This window comes from Actinoallomurus acanthiterrae, from assembly GCF_054775715.1.
The window spans coordinates 7365413-7383909 of record NZ_BAAHCO010000001.1; the positions used below are offsets into that span (position 1 = coordinate 7365413).

Sequence of the window (18497 nt, forward strand, 5' to 3'; positions counted from 1 at the left end):
AGCGGACGCTCCGGCGCCTTTGGTGACGGCCTTTACCCCGTAGATCAAGCTTTGACGAGGTCGCCGACCGGGTCGTACATCTGCCGGAACGTGAACGCCTCCGGCCCGGGACCGTCACGGCGCACCCGCTCGAGCCGCTCCCGCGCCTCCTCCACCGACGGGATCCGGCCCGCCGGGACCCACCACAGCACGATGTACGGCTCCGCCATGCGCAGGAACCACTCGCGGCGCCGCCGCAGCAGGTCGAGGTGGGCCGACCGGTAGGTGAAGTCCCACAAAGCCTCACGCGACTCCCACACCGAGAAGTTGATGATCACATCGTCCCCGTAGGGCCGGATGCTCGTCGCGTCGTCGGCCTCGCCGCCGGTCAGCCGCCAGACGAACCCGGGCACCGAGTCGGCCAGGGCGTTGATGGGCTCGAAGAGGGCCAGGAACTCGGCCATCGCCGGAGCGTCGAGGGGCGTGTGGAGGTGGCCGACGTTGAACTCGGCCAGATGGTGGTCGGTCATGGTCGCCAGCAGACCATCGCTCGCGGCTCTATGTCAACTGTCATTGTTTTTAGAATCCAGCACCACACAGCACTCCCCCGGCCGCGGATCCATACGTGCCACCGTCCCGGTCGGTCCCAGGCCCTCCAGGAGGCCCTCCAGCAGCGCCAGGTTCATCCCGCAGACGAGAGGCGGGAACTCCACCGCCAGCGCGTGGAACGGGCAGTTGCGCAGGCGCACCTGCCCGCCCTCGCGGTACGGCTCATAGCCCCGGGCCGCCAGCGCGGCCTCCACCCGGTCGCCCACCTCGTTCCCGGCCCCGCACGGAGCCACGCCCGCGCCGTTCTCGGCCGCCCCGCCGGCGTGCGCGGTCCCGGCGGCCGCTTCGGCTCGTACGATCCCGGGCGGCTCCTCGGCACGGGCCGTCGCGGGCGGCTCCACGGCTCGTACGGCATCGGGCCGCGCGGCTCCGGCGGACCGGCCGTGGGCCCGCGCCAGCCGTTCCAGGACCTCCTCGCCGCCGACCGTCTCCACGACTTCGGCGAGCAACTCGGCCGCGGCACGGTAGTCGCGCGGCGGCACGCTCACCACCCGCTCCGCCGCCGAACGCCGGTACAGCTTCGCGGGACGCCCGGCCCCCGGGCCGGTGCGCCCGGCGGGCCGCCGGTACACCGCCTCCAGCAGCCCCACGTCGGTCAGCCGGTCGAGGTGGAAGGCGGCCAGGGTGCGCTGGATGCCGGCGGCGTCCGCGGCCTCCGCCCGGCCCACCTCGTGATCCTGCCCGGCCACGTACTCGTAGAGCCTCCGGCGTACCGGGTCCTGCAGGGCCGCGATGGCCTCGACGTCGTCCACACGCCGAGTCTAGGGACGGCGCGGAACGCTCCCGCCCATCGGACGGCGGCCGCCTCGCGCCCGGAAGGTCAGTACGCCGCGAGGACGTCGATGACGAAGGCCAGGGTGTCGTTCTTCGTGATCCCGGAGGCGGCGTGTCCCTTCGCGCCGTAGCCGTCCTTCGAGGGGATGACGACGAGCACGCGGCTGCCGACCCGCTGCCCGACCACGGCACGGTCCCAGCCACTGATCATCTGACCGGCTCCGGCCACCACCGAGTCCGGGCGTCCCCGGCCCCGCGAGTCCTCGAACACCTTGCCCGTCCGCCAGACCTGCCCGAGATCGTGGAAGACGACGAGCTGGTGCGCCTGGACCGGCGGACCGCTCCCCTGGATGATCGTCCGGATCCGCAGCCGCCCCGGCGGCGCCGTCGACGGGATCTTCATCTTCGGCGTCGTCCCCGGCGTCACCTGCGGCATCGCCGGGTCGTTCTGCAACTGCGCCTGCCCCTGCGCGCTCGCGCCGTTGTGATACGTCGCGATCACGTCGAGCACGAAGACCATGGAGTCGTTCGCACCGATCTGCCACGGCGAGTACCCGCCCGCGCCATAACCCTGGTTCGGCGGGATGACCGCCAGCACCCGGCCGCCCGGCCGCTGGCCCTCGAGGGCCTTGTTCAGGCCGGTGACCAGGCGGCCGTACGGGAACATCGCCGGCCGCCCGGCGTCGTAGCTGCTGGCGACCAGCTTGTGGTCGCCGCCGTTCCAGCGGTACCCGACGTAGTTGGCGACCACGAGGTCACCGTCGGTCACCTCCGGGCCCTTGCCCTTGCGCAGCGTCTCGACCTTCAGCTTCCCCGACGGTGACGACCCCGGGATCGTCACCGTCGGCTGCCGGCCCACGACACCGGCGACCTTCAGGCCGTCGGGCAGGTCGCCCCCACTGCACGCCGTGACGGCGGCGAGGGGAAGCACCGCCAGTGCGGCAACCCGCCGCATGCGCGAACCTCCGGACACCAGGCGATCAGTACGAGCCGAGGACGTCGACGACGAACACCAGCGTGTCGGTGCCCTTGATGCCGCCCTGCGGGGAGCCCTGCTTGCCGTACCCGTCGTTCGGCGGCACGACGAGCAGGACCCGGCTGCCGGCCTTCACGCCGACCAGACCGGTGTCCCAGCCCGGGATGACCTGCTTGACGCCGATCGGGAACGACGCCGGCGCGCCGCGCTTCCAGGACGAGTCGAAGACCTGCCCGTTGCGCCACAGCACGCCGTGGTACTGCGCGATCAGCGTCTGGCCCTTCTGCACCACCGGGCCGTTGCCCTGGATCAGGGTCTTGACCTGGAGCTTGTCGGGCGCGCCCGTGGACGGGATCTTGACCGTCGGGGCGGTGCCGGCCGCTCCGGCGGTCACCGTCGGCAGCTTGGGATCGTCGACCTTCTGCGGCGTGCCCTGCGCCGACGAGGTCTTGCCGTAGGCGTTCAGCAGGTCGACCGCGACGACGACGTCGTCGGTCTTGGCGAGCTGCAGCGACTGGGCGATCTGGTCGCCGACCTCCTGGTACGGCAGGGTCATCACCAGACGCGTGCCCGCCTTGCGGCCGACCAGGGCCTTGTCGAGCGGGGACAGGCCGGTCAGCTGGCCCGACTGCCCGACGATCGGCTGCTTCTTCGTGTAGGTGTTCAGCAGCTCCTTGCCGCCGCCCTTGGCCGCCCACTTGTAGGCGACCAGCTGGGCGACCACCAGGTCGCCGTTGGCCACGGCGGCGCCCGACCCGCGGACGGCCTCCACGACCTGCCGCTTCGCACTCGGCTTGTCCTTCGGCACCTTGATCGTCAGCGCCTTGCCGAACGCACCCGTGGCCTTCGCCGCCGGCGCCGGGAGCGTCTCGTACCAGACCGCCGCGCCGGTCGCCAGCCCGACGAGCACCACGGCTGCCGTCACGAACAGGATCCTGCGCCGCTTCGCCTGCGCGCGAGTGCCCGAGCGCGGCGCGCCACGGCCCTTGGCGCCCAGCGCGTGCGGCTGGAAGTCCGTCTGGGTGATCTCCTGGGCCGCCGGCATCCTCAGCTTGATCGGGTCCGGATGCGCGAACCGGCTCTTCGGCTCGTCGTCCGCGTCGTCCTCGCCCGAGTCGGTGTCGGTCGCGTCGGCGGCCTCGGAGCCGGAGGCGGCCGCCTCGGCGTCCTCAGCGGCCTCCTCGGACTCGCCCACGGTGTCCTGCGGCTCCTCGGCCTCCGCGCGCGCTTCCTCAGTCTCGGGCCGCTCGGCGGCTCCGGGCTCGCCGCCCGCCGGCGCGTCCGCCGCCGGGGCGTCCGCCCCCTCGGCGTCCTGCGGCTCGTCCGTACGCGTCTGCGCGCGGCCTTTGACTTCAGACATCTTCTCCACCGTTCGCGGGTCGACGACTATCGCGACAAGGTACCCACCCTGTCAGCGGGCATCTAAAGGTAGCGTGAGATCGCCGCTACATTCCCGCGATCAGCTTGTCGACGCGGTCATCGACCGACCGGAATGGGTCCTTGCACAGCACCGTCCGCTGTGCCTGGTCGTTCAGCTTCAGGTGCACCCAGTCGACCGTGAAGTCCCGCCGTTTCTCCTGCGCCTTGCGGATGAACTCCCCGCGCAGCCGCGCCCGCGTCGTCTGCGGCGGCACCGACTTGGCCTGGAAGATGTCCAGGTCCCGGGCCACCCGCTCGACGGCGCCCTTGCGCTCCAGCAGGTAGTACAGGCCGCGGCCGCGGTGCACGTCGTGGTAGGCCAGGTCGAGCTGTGCCACCCGCGGCGAGCTCAGCGGCAGGTCGTACTTGCGCCGATACCGCTCGATGAGCTGGAACTTCGTCACCCAGTCGATCTCGCGGGCGACCAGGTCCAGATCACCCGTCTCGACCGCGCGCACGGTCCGCTCCCACAGGTCGAGCACCCGCAGCACCACCGGATCCGCGCCGCGCCGGTCGATGAACTCCCGCGCCTTGTCGAGGTACTCCTTCTGGATCTCCAGCGAGCTGGCCTCCCGGCCGTTGGCCAGGCGAACCTTCCGCCGGCCGGTCATGTCGTGGCTGACCTCCCGGATCGCCCGGATGGGGTTCTCCAGCGTCAGGTCACGCATCACGACCCCGGCCTCGACCATGCGCAGCACCAGGTCCGTCGCGCCGACCTTGAGCAGCATCGTCGTCTCGCTCATGTTCGAGTCGCCGACGATGACGTGCAGCCGGCGGAACCGCTCGGCGTCCGCGTGCGGCTCGTCCCGGGTGTTGATGATCGGCCGCGACCGTGTCGTCGCCGACGACACGCCCTCCCAGATGTGCTCGGCGCGCTGGCTCACGCAGTACACCGCGCCCCGGGGAGTCTGCAGCACCTTGCCGGCGCCGCAGATGATCTGCCGGGTGACGAGGAACGGGATCAGCACGTCGGCCAGCCGGCCGAACTCGCCGTGCCGCCCGACGAGGTAGTTCTCGTGGCAGCCATAGGAGTTGCCGGCCGAATCGGTGTTGTTCTTGAAAAGGTAGATGTCACCCGCGATGCCCTCCTCGCGGAGACGCCGCTCGGCGTCGACGAGCAGACCCTCAAGGATCCGCTCCCCCGCCTTGTCGTGTACGACGAGCTCGTCGACGCTGTCACACTCGGGCGTCGCGTACTCAGGATGACTGCCGACATCGAGGTACAGCCGTGCCCCATTGCGCAGGAACACGTTGCTGCTACGGCCCCACGACACCACTCTGCGGAACAGGTACCGCGCCACCTCGTCGGGTGACAACCGCCGCTGCCCTCGGAAGGTGCACGTTACGCCGTACTCGTTCTCCAACCCGAAGATGCGCCTATCCACATCCGCAAGGCTATGCGTCCGAGGGCCGCCGACGGTAGAGATCGCGGAGGGGATGACGTGACGGTTGCGACGGTCCCCACCGGCGGACGACGCTCGGCGGGCTCGCCAAGGCCGTCCCACGGCGGGCTGGAGCACCGCCTACAGGCCCGTGGCCAGGCACAACGATGAACACCACCGGCCACGATCTTTACGTTGTAGATCAATAAAAGGGACAGCGCCCGCCGCGCCCCGAAGGGCACGACGGGCGGCGTCACGTCACTCCGCGGCGCTGTCCTCCGCCTCGGAACCCGACTCGCCCTGCTCCGCGGCGGACTCGGCCTCCTCCAGCAGCGCCCGGATCCGCGCCGCCGGCAGCCGCCGGAACAGCCGGTGCGTCCGATTCCGGTCCAGCACCGCGACCTCCAGCTGCTCGGCCTCCAGGTGCCGGTCGGCGTCCTGCCGCTCCAGCGCCCGCACCCCCAGCCGAAGCGCCCGCGCCAGCGTGAGCTCCTCCTCGAAGTGCTCCTGCAGCGCCGCCGCGACCTGGTCGGCCTGCCCGCCCATCGCGACATAACCGCGCTCATCGGCGACCGACCCGTCGAAGGTCAGCCGGTAGATCTGGTCCGAGGCGGCGTCCTCACCCAGCTCCGCGACGACCAGCTCCACCTCGTACGGCTTGTTCATCTCGGTGAACACCGTGCCCAGCGTCGTCGCGTACGCGTTCGCCAGGCCCCGCGCGGTCACGTCACGGCGGTCGTACATGTACCCGTTGACGTCGGCGTAGCGCACACCGGCCTGACGGAGGTTCTCGAACTCGTTGTACTTGCCGACCGCGGCGAACGCCATCCGGTCGTAGATCTCACTGATCTTGTGCAGCGCACGGGACGGATTGTCGGCCACGAACAGGATGCCGTCGTCGTACTGCAGCACGACGACGCTGCGGCCGCGCGCGATGCCCTTACGCGCGTAGTCGGCCTTGTCCTTCATCTGCTGTTCGGGCGACACGTAGAACGGCATGGACACCGGTGGCGTTCCTTACTACTCGTTCAGTACTCGATCGCGGACGTTACAGCAGCGGAGCCGACGGCCCGCCGGGCGATTGCATCCGCCCCTCGACGACCCGCTCCGCCAGACCACCGACCTCCTCGTCCGGCATCCGCCGGTACCCGTCGGCGGTGACCACGGCGACCACCGGGAAGATGCGGCGCGCCAGATCCGGTCCGCCGGTGGCCGAATCGTCGTCCGCCGCGTCGTACAGCGCCTGGAGGGAGGCGATCACCGCGTCCTCCTCCGCCAGGTCCCGCTGGAACAGCTTCTTCAGCGCACCCTTGGCGAACACCGACCCCGAGCCGATGCTGTAGAACTCGTGCTCCTCATAACGCCCGCCGGCCGGGTCGTAGCTGAAGATCCGGCCCTGGTCCCGGTCCTCGTCGTAGCCGGCGAACAACGGCACGACCACCAGCCCCTGCAGGGCCATGCCGAGGTTGCCCCGGACCATCGTGGCCAGCCGGTTGGCCTTGCCCTCCAGCGAGAGCGTACGGCCCTCCATCTTCTCGTAGTGCTCCAGCTCGACCTGGAACAGGCGCACCACCTCGAGACCGATGCCCGCGGTGCCCGCGATCGCGACGGCGGAGTACTCGTCGGCGCGGTAGACCTTCTCGATGTCCCGCTGAGCGATCACATTCCCCGCGGTCGCCCGCCGGTCGCCCGCCATCACCACCCCGCCCGGGAACGTGATCGCGACGATCGTCGTACCGTGCGGGATCTGATCCCCGGCCGACACCCCCGCCGGAAGCTCGCGCGCGCCCGGCAGCATCCCCGGCGAGTACGACGACAGGAACTCGGTGAACGACGGGGGGCCCTGGCTCATGAACGCGCCCGGCAGACGCCCCGGCGCGGAACCTTGCGACGTCACACGACTCCTTCCAAAGGCAACGGATGCGATGCGCCTCCGCAACTCAGACCCTACTGTCACTGCGACGTCAGGCGCATTCCGCGTGATCCCTGCCCTCGTCCGCCCAGGGCGAACCCGACTCCCTCAGTCAGCGGACGTCAAGACATACTCCGGCGGCCCCAGCGGCTCCCGCGGCAACGCCTCGAGATCGGGAAACCCCGGATCACTCAGATCCAGAGCGGGAAACCACAACTCGGCCGGCTCCGCACTCGCGACCGTCACGTCCGTCTCCCAGGGGTCCACGGAGTCCCCCTCGGCCATGGCGTGCAGCAGCGCGAGATCGTCCGTGCAGGCCCGCCCCAGCTCCCAGCCGGGATCGACCATCTCACCGGACCGTCGCGGCCGTACGACTGCCACCTCGTAGCCGCCGTCCTCGGTCAGCAGCAGCCCCGACAACCCACCGGTGAGGTACTCGATCGCCCTGCGCACCACCCACGGATCGTCCCGGAGCTGCCCCATCCCCGTATTGCAGTCGGCGCACAGGATCCCCCGTACGTCACTGGTGACGTGATCGTGATCGACATGCACGGCGGCCGCCGTACGGCAGATCGGGCAGACGCCGCCCTGCCGTTCGATCAGCCGCTCGACCTCGTCCGCACCGATTCCATACCGCTGCGTCAGCCGGTAGTGGCGACGGCTCTTCGCGTCTCCTCGCGAGCGGCGTGACACCCGTTTCGGCTGATACGGCTCCCCCAGCCTGCACTCGAGATAGTCCACGGCGCGCCGCATCACTGTGGGATCGTCCTTGAACTGGCCGAGTGCACCATTGCAGCTGAAGCAGAGCATGCCCCGGACCTCTCCCGTGGCATGGTCGTGATCGACGTGCAATGAACGACGGTGCAGGCAGATGAGGCAGAGGTCCCCGTGCCTCCTCGAAAGCTCCTCGACCTCTTGCTCGGTCAGCCCGTATCGACGCTTGAGGTGATAGCTGCGCACACTGCCGTGCTTGTTGGCCTTGATCTCGGCCATGATCTGGTTGTGGCACGGCTTGCAGTATGCAGTCAGACCCGTCGAGGTGGATCGATTACGACCAAACTCAGAGACCGGTTTTGTCTCTTCGCATTGCGGACAGTATTTCATGCCACCCGGAACTGCCGAATGGCGTCGATATTCGCGCGCCGACTTCCCTTCCGCCGCCTGCTTCTTTCGATAAGCGGCGGCGTTGCGCAAGCCGAAGCACTCTTTGCAGTACAGGGCGAGCCCGTCGGGTGACTGCTTCCGGCGCCAGAACTCTGACGCCGGTTTAACCTCTCCGCAGTCTTTGCATCTTTTGTCCGGAGGGATTAAATCGGACATATCCTCACTGGCCGCCCTTTTGTACGTATGAACGGACAAATTCCTCTGCGTTCTCTTCGAGAACTTCGTCGATTTCGTCCAGAATTGCGTCGACGTCGTCGGTCAGTTTCTCCTGGCGTTCCTGGACGTCCTCGCTGGGCGCGGCCTGGGTCTCGTCGACCTCTTCCTCGCGCCGGGTCGTCTGCTTCTGACCGCCAGTGTCCCTCGTTGCCATGAGTGATCCTCCCGTTCGTGCCGAGACCTTGACTCTATCGTCGCCCGCCGACATGGAGTGGATCACGCACCGTGTGCCACGCCGATCGACGGTTGGTCTTCTGACGCCGTTATCGCCAGTGGCGATCTCCGCGAAACGGGCATAGCCGTCACAACTGTGCAGCGATCACAGCCGCCACCCGCTCACGCGACCGCCCGTACGCGGTCCGAGGAGGGCGTACGGGCGGGCGTGCGGGTCATTCGCCGGTGAGGGCGGTGACGAGGTCCGCGGCGGTGCGGCAGCGGTCCAGGAGCGTCCCGACGTGCGCCTTGGTGCCGCGCAGCGGCTCGAGCGTCGGGACCCGCTGCAGCGACTCCCGGCCGGGCACGTCGAAGATGACCGAGTCCCAGGACGCCGCCGCGACGGAGTCGGCGTACTGCCGCAGGCACCGGCCCCGGAAGTAGGCGCGGGTGTCCTCCGGCGGGTTCTCGATCGCCGCCTCGATGTCGGCGTCCGTGATGATGCGCTCCATGCGCCCACGGGCGGCGAGGCGGTTGTACAGGCCGCGCTCGGCGCGGACGTCGGAGTACTGCAGGTCGACGAGCTGCAGGCGCGGGTGGGACCAGTCGAGCCCGTCGCGGCTGCGGTAGCCCTCGAGGAGCTCGAGCTTGGCGACCCAGTCGAGCTCGCGGGACAGCTGCATCGGGTCCTCGCCGAGCCGCTGCAGGACCGACTCCCAGCGGGCCAGGATGTCGGTGGTCAGCTCGTCGACGTCGCTGCCGAAGCGGTCCTCGACGTACTTGCGGGACTGCTCGAGGTACTCCATCTGCAACTGGACTGCGGTCATCTTGCGGCCGTCGCGCAGCGTGAGCAGGTGCTTGCAGCTGGGGTCGTGGGAGATCGCCCGCAGAGTGGCGACCGGCATGTCCACCGACAGGTCCACGGTGAGGAAGCCGTCCTCGATCATGGCGAGGACCAGGCCCGTCGTGCCGAGCTTGAGGTAGGTGGAGACCTCGCTCATGTTCGCGTCGCCGATGATGACGTGCAGCCGGCGGTACTTCTCCGGGTCGGCGTGTGGCTCGTCACGGGTGTTGATGATGGGACGTTTGAGGGTGGTCTCGAGGCCGACCTCGACCTCGAAGAAGTCGGCCCGCTGGCTGATCTGGAAGCCGTCGCCGCGGCCGTCGACACCGATGCCGACCCGGCCGGCGCCGCAGACCACCTGCCGGGTGACGAAGAACGGCGTGAGGTGCCGGACGATGTCGGAGAACGGGGTCTCCCGGCGCATCAGGTAGTTCTCGTGGCAGCCGTAGGAGGCGCCCTTGTTGTCGGTGTTGTTCTTGTAGAGCTGGATGGGGTGGGTGCCCGGCACCCGGGCGGCCCGGGCGGCGGCGTCGGCCATGACGCGCTCTCCGGCCTTGTCCCAGATCACGGCGTCCCGGGGGTTGGTGCACTCGGGCGTGGAGTACTCCGGGTGGGCGTGGTCGACGTAGAGGCGGGCCCCGTTGGTCAGGATGACGTTGGCCAGCCCGAGGTCCTCGTCGGTGAGCTGGGAGGGGTCGGCGACCTCCCGTGCCAGGTCGAAGCCGCGGGCGTCGCGGAGGGGGTTCTCCTCCTCGAAGTCCCACCGCGCCCGCCTGGCCTTCGCCGCCGATGCCGCGAGGTAGGCGTTGACGACCTGCGAGGAGGTCACCATCGCGTTGGCCCCTGGCTGACCGGGAACGGAAATGCCGTACTCGGTCTCGATACCCATCACCCGCCGCACGCTCATAGGTCCGAGCCTAATGCGCCATGGCCGTGGTCCAGCGCGGCACGGCGGGATCGTGATGCGAAACGCGTCGTAGGAGCAGGGCCGGGGTGCCCGCAAGCGGTCATCACAGGCCCGCTGGGGACGGCGGGCGGGCCGGGACGGCGAACGTGTCGTAGGCGGCGTGCGGAGCCGTGGGAGCGCCTGACGCGGCCGGGCGCGGCCTCCCCCGTACTAGCGCTTCCGGATGCGGTCCAGAGCCGTACGGGTGCCGGAAATGCCGCGTGGCGGCCGGAACGGGTGTTCCGGCCGCCACGGGGTGGTGCTGGGTCAGAGGTACTGCCCGGTGTTCGCGACGGTGTCGATCGAACGTCCGGCCTCTGTGCCCTGCTTTCCGGAGACGAGGGTGCGGATGTACACGATCCGCTCGCCCTTCTTCCCGGAGATGCGGGCCCAGTCGTCGGGGTTGGTGGTGTTGGGCAGGTCCTCGTTCTCGCTGAACTCGTCGACGCAGGCGGCGAGAAGGTGGGTGACCCGCATGCCCTTCTGACCGTGGTCGAGGAAGTCCTTGATGGCCATCTTCTTGGCCCGGTCGACGATGTTCTGGATCATCGCTCCGGAGTTGAAGTCCTTGAAGTACAGGACCTCCTTGTCACCGTTGGCGTAGGTGACCTCCAGGAAGCGGTTCTCCTCGGTCTCGCTGTACATCCGTTCGACGACCCGCTGGATCATCGCGTCGACGGTGGCGTCCGCCGAGTTGCCGTGCTCCTTCAGGTCGTCGGGGTGGAGCGGCAGGCCGGTGAGGATGTACTTGGAGAAGATGTCCTTGGCCGCTTCGGCGTCGGGACGCTCGATCTTGATCTTCACGTCGAGTCGGCCGGGGCGGAGGATCGCCGGGTCGATCATGTCTTCCCGGTTGGAGGCGCCGATGACGATGACGTTCTCCAGGCCCTCGACTCCGTCGATCTCCGACAGCAGCTGGGGGACGATGGTGTTCTCGACGTCGGATGAGACACCGGATCCGCGGGTGCGGAAGATGGAGTCCATCTCGTCGAAGAACACGATCACGGGGGTTCCCGCGGAGGCCTTCTCGCGGGCCCGCTGGAAGACGAGGCGGATGTGCCGCTCGGTCTCGCCGACGTACTTGTTGAGCAGCTCGGGGCCCTTGATGTTGAGGAAGAAGCTCTTCCCCTCGGCTCCGGTCTTCTCGGCGACCTGCTTGGCGAGGGAGTTGGCGACCGCCTTGGCGATGAGGGTCTTGCCACAGCCGGGCGGGCCGTACAGCAGGACTCCCTTCGGGGGACGGAGCTGGTGCTCCCGGAACAGGTCGGCGTGGAGGTAGGGCAGCTCGACGGCGTCGCGGATCTGTTCGATCTGCGGTCCGAGCCCGCCGATCTCCTGGTAGGAGATGTCGGGAACCTCTTCGAGGACGAGCTCCTCGACCTCCGCCTTGTGGATCTTCTCGTAGGCGTATCCGGATCGGGTGTCGAGCATGAGCGAGTCGCCGGCGCGCAGGGCTACTCCGCGCAAGGGCTCGGCCAGCTTGACGACGCGTTCTTCGTCGGCGTGCGCGATCACGAGGGCGCGTTCGCCGTCTTCGAAGGCCTCCTTCAGCATGACGACCTCGCCCTGCGTCTCGAACTCGAGCGCGGCGACGACATTGAGCGCCTCGTTGAGCATGACCTCCTGGCCACGCTGCAACTCGTCGGTCTCAATGCCCGGACTGACGTTCACCCGTAGCTTGCGGCCACCGGTGAAGATGTCGACCGTGCCGTCCTCGCGTGCGGCGAGGAACGTTCCGAAGGCCGACGGTGGCTGCGCGAGCCTGTCGACCTCCTCCTTCAGGGCGATGATCTGCTCTCGGGCTTCCTTGAGAGTCGCCACGAGACGTTCGTTCTGGCCCGTTACCGCGGCCAGGCTTGCCTGCGCCTCGTGAAGGCGCTCTTCGAGTACACGAACTTGTCGGGGGGACTCCGCGAGCTTGCGGCGCAGCACGGAGATCTCCTCCTCCAGGAAGGAGACCTGCGTCTGGAGGTCGCGGACCTCCTTTTCGTGCTGCGCCTTACGCGCCCCGGCATCGTCACGAGCGGCCACGCTCGTCACCTCCTCAGGCAGAGACGACGACCTATCTGAAACCCTACCTATCCCGAGCGCCTCCGTAACCTGGCCCGTGGGTACTCGTGTCGTGGCGTGGGAACCATGTTCTGGATGAAGTGGCAGGTCTGTGAGGTGGAGGACCTGCGGTGGAAGCCCCCGGTCTAGGACAAAAAGATCGCTTCGAGGGCCGAACGGCGCAAGTCCTCGCGTTCGGACAGGGCCGTTCGGGGTGGAGAGATTCTCGTCACTCTCCGGACAGATCGGGTTCGGCGGCGGCTTCCCGGGGCGTCGTCTCGGCTTCGCGGGGCGTCGTCTCGGCCTCGCGGGGCGTCGTCTCGGCGTCGGCGTAGGCACCCTTGGCGGGGCGTCGGCGGCGCGCCGGGGGGCGTACGCCGTCGGCGAGGCGCCGCGCGGTGGCGAGGAATCCGGTGTGGCCGACCATGCGGTGGTCGGGGCGTACGGCGAGGCCTTCGACGTGCCAGGAGCGGACGAGGGTCTCGAAGGCGTACGGCTCGGCGAAGGTGCCGTGCTCGCGGAGGGCCTCGACGACGCGGGAGAGCTGGGTGGTGGTGGCGACGTAGGCGCAGACCATGCCGCCGGGGACGAGGGCCTTGGCGACGGCGTCGAGGCATTCCCAGGGGGCGAGCATGTCGAGGACGACGCGGTCGACGTCGGTGTCGGCGAGGACGTCCTCGAGGGAGCCGACGGTGAGGCTCCAGGCGGGGTGCGGGGCGCCGAAGTAGCCCTCGACGTTGGCGCGGGCGATGTCGGCGAAGTCCGCGCGGCGCTCGTAGGAGGAGACGTGGCCGTGTTCGCCGACGGCGCGCAGGAGCCAGCAGGTGAGGGCGCCGGAGCCGACGCCGGCCTCGACGACGCGGGCGCCGGGGAAGATGTCGGCGGCGGCGAGGATCTGGGCGGCGTCCTTGGGGTAGACGACGGCGGCGCCGCGTGGCATGCGCAGGGTGTGGTCGGAGAGGAGGGGGCGGAAGGCGAGGTACTCGGTGCCGCCGGAGGAGCGGAAGACGGTGCCTTCAGGGCTGCCGATGATCTCGTCGTGCGGGATGGAGCCCTTGTGGCTGTGGTAGAGCTTGCCGGGCTGGAGGGTGATGGTGTTGATGCGGCCCTTGGGGTCGGTGAGCTGAACCCGGTCGCCGGGACGGAACGGTCCGTGCGGGACCTTGGGCATGCGGGAACCGGCGGTGGAGGGTTCGGTCATGTTCTAAGGCTACGGCTTCGCGACGGTACGGCTGACGTCCTCGGTGACGAGCACGCCGTACATCTCCCCGGTGGGTTCGACGAGGAGGTATTCGGTGGCGGGGGCGCGCTGGATCGCGGCGAGGAGGTCCTCGCCGGCGAGGTCGGCGGGCAGGATGAGGTCGGGGTCGAGGGTGCGGGTGAGGCCGGCGGCGTCGACCCAGGGGCGGCGGTGCTCGGGGGTGGCGTTGACGGCGCTCTCGCTGACGATGCCGATCGGGGCGCCGTCCGGTTCGACGACGACGATGGCGCCGGCGCGGGCCTCGCGGGCGCGGCGGATGGCCTCGGCGAGGGGCAGGTCCTGGGGGACGCGGACGGCGCGGCGGGCGAGGGCGCGGGCGTTGAGGAGGGGGATGCGCTCGCGGAGCTCGGCGACGCGGATGGCCTCGCCGGCGCCCATCCAGATGAAGGAGGCGACGAGGGCGCCCCACAGCACGGTGAGCCAGTGGTTGCCGCCGGTGACGGACATGGCGGCGCTGGCGGCGAGGACGGCGATGGCGACGCCCCGGCCGATCCAGCCGGCCGTGACGGTGGCGGTGCGCTGCCGTCCGGTGATCTTCCACACGCCGGCGCGGACGATGCGGCCTCCGTCGAGGGGCAGCCCGGGCAGGAGGTTGAAGACGCCGACGATGAGGTTGGCGACGGTGAGCGCCTCGAGGAGCAGCTCGGCGACCGGGGGCAGGGTGGCGAGGTGGAGGGCGGCGAAGCCGCCGGCGGCCAGGGCGAGGGACAGGATCGGGCCGGCGGCCGCGACGGCGAACTCACGGCCGGGGGTGCGGGGCTCGCGTTCGATCTCGGAGACGCCGCCGAGGATGTGCAGCGTGATGGCGCGCACGGGGAGGCCGAATCTCCGGGCGACGACGGAGTGGCTGAGCTCGTGGACGAGCACGGACGCGTACAGCAGCACGGCGTAGGTGAAGGCGACGAGGAAGCTCTCCGGCCGGTCGACGATGCGCAGCGCGGTGGGCTCGAACATCACCGTGATGATGATCGCGACGATGAACCAGGTCGGCGAGACGTACACCGGAATGCCGAACGGCCGGCCCATGAGGATTCCCGGGCGGGTGGGGCGTTCGCCGTCGCGGGGGGTGCTGTCTGCCACGTTCGGAATGGTACGCGGCGGGTCGTCAAGGCGGCCTAAGGGCGTGTCCGACGAGTCCCGTTCGTAGCGAGCGGTCTCCGCGCAGCCGGACTGCGGATTCGTCGGACACGCCCTGAGGTCGCGAGGCGCGGTCCCGGCCCGAATCTGTCGCAGGTCTCCCCTAGGGTTGCGGGCATGACGGCCATCGAGACCGCCGCGGCCCGGTCGGGCGGCGACGCCAGCGTGATCGGCACGTTGTCCCCGTCGCGGGCGGGTGATTTCATGACGTGCCCGTTGCTGTACCGCTTCCGGGTGATCGACCGGATCCCGGAGCGGCCGAGTCCGGCGGCCGTGCGCGGCACGCTCGTGCACGCGGTGCTGGAGCGGCTGTACGACATCCCGGCGGCGGGGCGGACGCCGGCGGCGGCGCTGGAGCTGCTGGGGCCGGAGTGGGATCGGCTGCTGGCCGAGGAGCCGGAGCTGGAGACGCTCTTCGACGGCGCGGACGACGAGACGGACGTCGAGGCGGCGCGCGCGGAGTGGCTGGCAGAGGCTCGGACGATGGTCGAGCGCTACTTCGCGCTGGAGGATCCGCGGCGGCTGGAGCCGGCGAGCCGTGAGCTGTACGTGGAGACGGTCCTGGATTCGGGGCTGCTGCTGCGGGGCTACATCGACCGGCTCGACGTCGCTCCGACCGGTGAGGTGCGGGTCGTCGACTACAAGACGGGCAGGGCGCCGAGCGCGGACTTCGAGGCGCGGGCGCTGTTCCAGATGAAGTTCTACGCGCTGGTGCTGTGGCGGCTGCGCGGCACGGTGCCGAGGCTGCTGCAGCTGATGTATCTCGGCAACGGCGAGGTCCTGCGCTACTCCCCGGACGAGGCCGATCTGCGGGCGACCGAGCGGAAGGTCGACGCGCTGTGGCAGGCGATCCGCCGGGCGATGGACTCCGGTGAGTGGCGGCCGCGCAAGAGCCGGCTGTGCGACTGGTGCGACCATCAGCAGCGCTGCCCGTCGTTCGGGGGCGAGCCCCCGCCGCTGCCGGCCGCGCCCGCCGGAGCGGCGGCGCCGCAGGACGAGGTTTCCCCCCGCGACCCGCGCGACGACGTGTGACGGCGGCACGGTAGGCGGAAAACCAGGTGACCGGGCACTCGGTGACCGGCATGATCGGCTGATATGAGCCGGAACCAGACACTGCGATCGCTCAGCCGGCCTTCTCCCGACGTGTACATCTCGGCCGACGTGGAGGCCGACGGCCCGATCCCCGGCCCGTACTCGATGATCAGCTTCGGGTTCGCGGTCGCGGCGACGTACGACGGCCGAACGTTCGCGCGACGGGATCCGGAGGCGACGACGTTCTACGCCGAGCTGCGGCCGATCAGCGACGAGTACGACCCCGACGCGCTGGCCGTCAGCGGGCTGGACCGCGACCGCCTGCTACGGGAGGGCCGTGATCCGGCGGAGGCGATGACGTCGGCGGCCGAGTGGGTGCGGTCGGCCGCCGGCGCGGAGGGCGGCAAGCCGGTGTTCGTGGCCTATCCGCTCGGCTTCGACTGGATGTTCCTCTACTGGTACTTCGTGAGGTTCGCCGAGACGGGGTCGCCGTTCGGGCACTCGCGTTTCCTGGACCTCAAGACGCTGTACGCCGCCAGGTCCGGGGAGACGGTGACCCGGTCGGTCAAGGGCAGGATGCCGCGTCACCTGCTGTCCCGGCGGCCGCACACGCACAACGCGCTCGACGACGCGATGGAGCAGGCCGAGCTGTTGCAGAACCTCATGGCCTGGAACGCCAGGGAGGACGGCTGACTCATCCCGCAGGAGGAGACGGGATCCGCGCGCAGGAGGGGACCACATCCGGCCACACGCCCTAACGTGTGGGTGTGTCCGAGCTCATCCGTGGTCGCCGCGCGTGGCTGGAGGCGCATCCGATCATGGCGGATGCGCTGATGTCCGTTCTTCTGGCGGCGGCCTTCCTGGCCGCGGTCACGCTTCAGGGCGACAACGGCGCGTCGGGGACGCGGCCGGACGCCTTCAGCCTCGTACTGAGCAGCATGGCGCTGCTGTCCCTCACGGTGCGGCGGCGGGTCCCTGTGACGGTGCTGGGGTTCGCGACGGGCGTGTGCGTGGCGCTGACGGCGACGGGGTACGACATTTCGGCACCCGCGGTGGCCGTGCTCATCGCCACGTACACGGTCGCGGCGCATCGCGGGCTGGCGACCAGCCTTCCGGCCGGCGCGGCGACGCTGATGGCGTTCATTGTGATGCTGATCTCGCTGGGCGCCGACTTCTGGCCGACGGTGACCAACGCGATCCTGTTCATCGGCGTGTGGTGGCTGGGGCGGAGCCTGCGGCTGCGCCGGGCGTACCTGGACGAGCTCGAGGCCCGGGCGCGGCGTCTGGAACGCGCGCGGGAGGCCGACTCGCGGGCGGCGCGCACGGAAGAGCGTTCGCGCATCGCGCGGGAGTTGCACGACGTGGTGGCCCACCACGTCAGCGTGATGACCGTGCAGGCGGGCGCGGCGCGGCGGATCCTCGAGCGGGACCCGGACGCCGTACGGGACGCGCTGACGACGATCGAGCAGATGGGCCGTACGGCGCTGGGCGAGATGCGGCGCGTGGTGGGGGTTCTGCGGACGGAGGCCGAGCCGGTGCGCGGGGAGCTGTCGCCGCAGCCGGGGGTGAGCGACGTCGGCGAGCTGGTGGATCACCTGCGGGAGACGGGGATGCAGGTGCAGCTGTGGATCGAGGGGGAGAGCCGGTCGCTGTCTCCGGGCGTCGACCTCGCGGCGTTCCGGCTGATCCAGGAGGCGCTGACCAATACGCTGAAGCACGCCGGCCCGCAGGCGCGGGCGTGGGTGCGCATTCACTTCACCGATCGCCACCTGACGGTGGAGGTGGAGGACGACGGCCGGGGGCTGGCGGCCGGGCTCGGGCAGTCCAACGGCAGCCGTGGGCATGGGCTGGTGGGCATGCGCGAACGTGTCGCCCTTTATGGTGGCGATCTGCGGATCGGACCGCGTTCGGGCGGTGGCTTCGAGGTCCGCGCCCGTTTCCCGTTGGAGGTCTAGGTGACGATCAGGGTGCTCCTCGTCGACGATCAGCCGCTGCTGCGCACCGGCTTCCGGCTCATCCTCGAGGGGGAGCCGGATATCGCGGTGGTAGGCGAGGCCGGTGACGGCGCGCAGGCCGTGGAGCTCACGCGGACGCTTCTGCCGGAGGTGGTCCTGATGGACATCCGGATGCCGGGCGTCGACGGGATCGAGGCGACACGGCGGATCGTCCGGGAGGGCGCGGCCACGCACGATCCGCGGGTGCTGATCCTGACCACGTTCGACCTGGACGAGTACGTCGTCGAGGCGGTACGGGCGGGGGCCAGCGGATTCCTGCTGAAGGACGCGCCGCCGGAGGATCTGGTGACCGCGATCCGGATCGTGGCGGCCGGTGACGCGATCGTCGCGCCGAGCGTGACGCGGCGGCTGCTGGACAAGTTCGCGACGCGGCTGCCGGCCGTACGGGAGACGGCGCCGCCGCGCGGGCTGCGGATGCTCACCGAACGGGAGCTGGAGGTGCTGCGGCACGTCGCCCGGGGGCTGTCGAACGCGGAGATCGCGGCGGAGCTGGTGGTCAGCGAGACGACGGTGAAGACCCACGTGGGCAACCTTCTCGCCAAGCTGGGACTGCGCGACCGCGTGCAGGCCGTCGTGTTCGCCTACGAGACGGGCCTCACCCAGCCGGGTCAGGGATAGCCGGCGCGGGT

At 70.0% G+C, this 18497-nt stretch carries 17 protein-coding genes; 4 read left to right on the forward strand and 13 right to left on the reverse strand.

Features of this window, described 5'->3' with window-relative positions; genetic code table 11:
* Window positions 1–44: 44 nt before the first annotated feature.
* The 13 genes from ACYVF7_RS34730 to ACYVF7_RS34790 form a co-directional block, all read right to left on the reverse strand.
* A complete protein-coding gene (locus ACYVF7_RS34730; protein WP_460349046.1) occupies window positions 45–509 on the reverse strand; it encodes a DUF3291 domain-containing protein in 465 nt (154 codons plus the stop codon).
* A 33-nt stretch (window positions 510–542) separates the two neighbouring features.
* Window positions 543–1340 (reverse strand): helix-turn-helix transcriptional regulator, encoded by a 798-nt coding sequence (locus tag ACYVF7_RS34735; RefSeq protein ID WP_460349048.1) that lies wholly within the window; start codon window positions 1338–1340, stop codon window positions 543–545.
* Window positions 1341–1408: 68 nt separating this feature from the next.
* A complete protein-coding gene (locus ACYVF7_RS34740) occupies window positions 1409–2317 on the reverse strand; it encodes an FKBP-type peptidyl-prolyl cis-trans isomerase (RefSeq protein WP_460349050.1) in 909 nt (302 codons plus the stop codon).
* Window positions 2318–2342: 25 nt separating this feature from the next.
* A complete protein-coding gene (locus tag ACYVF7_RS34745) occupies window positions 2343–3698 on the reverse strand; it encodes an FKBP-type peptidyl-prolyl cis-trans isomerase (RefSeq protein WP_460349052.1) in 1356 nt (451 codons plus the stop codon).
* Between the two features lie 85 nt (window positions 3699–3783).
* Complete coding sequence (pafA, locus tag ACYVF7_RS34750; protein ID WP_345436671.1) at window positions 3784–5142, reverse strand: Pup--protein ligase; 1359 nt, start codon at window positions 5140–5142, stop codon at window positions 3784–3786.
* Between the two features lie 255 nt (window positions 5143–5397).
* The gene (gene prcA / locus ACYVF7_RS34755) at window positions 5398–6138 is read right to left on the reverse strand and encodes a proteasome subunit alpha (protein ID WP_460358273.1); all 741 of its coding nucleotides are present in this window, start codon (window positions 6136–6138) and stop codon (window positions 5398–5400) included.
* 49 nt (window positions 6139–6187) lie between these two features.
* On the reverse strand, window positions 6188–6991 hold the full coding sequence (prcB, locus tag ACYVF7_RS34760) for a proteasome subunit beta (RefSeq protein ID WP_460358275.1): 804 nt from the start codon (window positions 6989–6991) through the stop codon (window positions 6188–6190).
* 168 nt (window positions 6992–7159) lie between these two features.
* A complete protein-coding gene (locus tag ACYVF7_RS34765) occupies window positions 7160–8245 on the reverse strand; it encodes an endonuclease VII domain-containing protein (RefSeq protein WP_460349056.1) in 1086 nt (361 codons plus the stop codon).
* A 130-nt stretch (window positions 8246–8375) separates the two neighbouring features.
* Complete coding sequence (locus ACYVF7_RS34770) at window positions 8376–8585, reverse strand: ubiquitin-like protein Pup (RefSeq protein ID WP_360879454.1); 210 nt, start codon at window positions 8583–8585, stop codon at window positions 8376–8378.
* Between the two features lie 235 nt (window positions 8586–8820).
* Window positions 8821–10335 carry a depupylase/deamidase Dop gene (gene dop, locus ACYVF7_RS34775; RefSeq protein ID WP_460349058.1) on the reverse strand — a complete coding sequence of 505 codons (1515 nt, stop codon included), beginning with the start codon at window positions 10333–10335 and terminating at the stop codon, window positions 8821–8823.
* A gap of 306 nt (window positions 10336–10641) precedes the next feature.
* Window positions 10642–12414: a proteasome ATPase gene (gene arc, locus ACYVF7_RS34780; protein WP_460349060.1), complete on the reverse strand. Its 1773-nt coding sequence runs from the start codon at window positions 12412–12414 to the stop codon at window positions 10642–10644.
* 238 nt (window positions 12415–12652) lie between these two features.
* Window positions 12653–13624 carry a tRNA (adenine-N1)-methyltransferase gene (locus ACYVF7_RS34785; protein WP_460349062.1) on the reverse strand — a complete coding sequence of 324 codons (972 nt, stop codon included), beginning with the start codon at window positions 13622–13624 and terminating at the stop codon, window positions 12653–12655.
* A gap of 9 nt (window positions 13625–13633) precedes the next feature.
* Window positions 13634–14764 (reverse strand): site-2 protease family protein, encoded by a 1131-nt coding sequence (locus ACYVF7_RS34790; protein ID WP_460349064.1) that lies wholly within the window; start codon window positions 14762–14764, stop codon window positions 13634–13636.
* A gap of 174 nt (window positions 14765–14938) precedes the next feature.
* On the opposite strand from ACYVF7_RS34790, the gene ACYVF7_RS34795 reads away from it, so the two are divergent.
* The 4 genes from ACYVF7_RS34795 to ACYVF7_RS34810 all read left to right on the forward strand — a co-directional run bounded on the left by ACYVF7_RS34795 (window position 14939) and on the right by ACYVF7_RS34810 (window position 18486).
* Window positions 14939–15853, forward strand: coding sequence for a RecB family exonuclease (locus tag ACYVF7_RS34795; RefSeq protein ID WP_460349066.1), 915 nt, complete (start codon window positions 14939–14941; stop codon window positions 15851–15853).
* 63 nt (window positions 15854–15916) lie between these two features.
* Window positions 15917–16546, forward strand: coding sequence for a 3'-5' exonuclease (locus ACYVF7_RS34800; protein WP_460349069.1), 630 nt, complete (start codon window positions 15917–15919; stop codon window positions 16544–16546).
* Between the two features lie 74 nt (window positions 16547–16620).
* Window positions 16621–17808, forward strand: coding sequence for a sensor histidine kinase (locus ACYVF7_RS34805; RefSeq protein WP_460349071.1), 1188 nt, complete (start codon window positions 16621–16623; stop codon window positions 17806–17808).
* A complete protein-coding gene (locus ACYVF7_RS34810; protein WP_252783550.1) occupies window positions 17809–18486 on the forward strand; it encodes a response regulator in 678 nt (225 codons plus the stop codon).
* The last annotated feature ends 11 nt before the right edge of the window (window positions 18487–18497 follow it).

Bases quoted from the DNA above. Each gene is read 5' to 3' on its own strand.
- prcA (WP_460358273.1), bottom strand. From the start codon at position 6,138: ATGCCGTTCTACGTGTCGCCCGAACAGCAGATGAAGGACAAGGCCGAC.
- dop (WP_460349058.1), bottom strand. From the start codon at position 10,335: ATGAGCGTGCGGCGGGTGATGGGTATCGAGACCGAGTACGGCATTTCC.
- prcB (WP_460358275.1), bottom strand. From the start codon at position 6,991: ATGAGCCAGGGCCCCCCGTCGTTCACCGAGTTCCTGTCGTCGTACTCG.
- ACYVF7_RS34800 (WP_460349069.1), top strand. From the start codon at position 15,917: ATGAGCCGGAACCAGACACTGCGATCGCTCAGCCGGCCTTCTCCCGAC.
- ACYVF7_RS34795 (WP_460349066.1), top strand. From the start codon at position 14,939: ATGACGGCCATCGAGACCGCCGCGGCCCGGTCGGGCGGCGACGCCAGC.
- ACYVF7_RS34770 (WP_360879454.1), bottom strand. From the start codon at position 8,585: ATGGCAACGAGGGACACTGGCGGTCAGAAGCAGACGACCCGGCGCGAG.
- ACYVF7_RS34740 (WP_460349050.1), bottom strand. From the start codon at position 2,317: ATGCGGCGGGTTGCCGCACTGGCGGTGCTTCCCCTCGCCGCCGTCACG.
- ACYVF7_RS34745 (WP_460349052.1), bottom strand. From the start codon at position 3,698: ATGTCTGAAGTCAAAGGCCGCGCGCAGACGCGTACGGACGAGCCGCAG.
- ACYVF7_RS34785 (WP_460349062.1), bottom strand. From the start codon at position 13,624: ATGACCGAACCCTCCACCGCCGGTTCCCGCATGCCCAAGGTCCCGCAC.
- ACYVF7_RS34730 (WP_460349046.1), bottom strand. From the start codon at position 509: ATGACCGACCACCATCTGGCCGAGTTCAACGTCGGCCACCTCCACACG.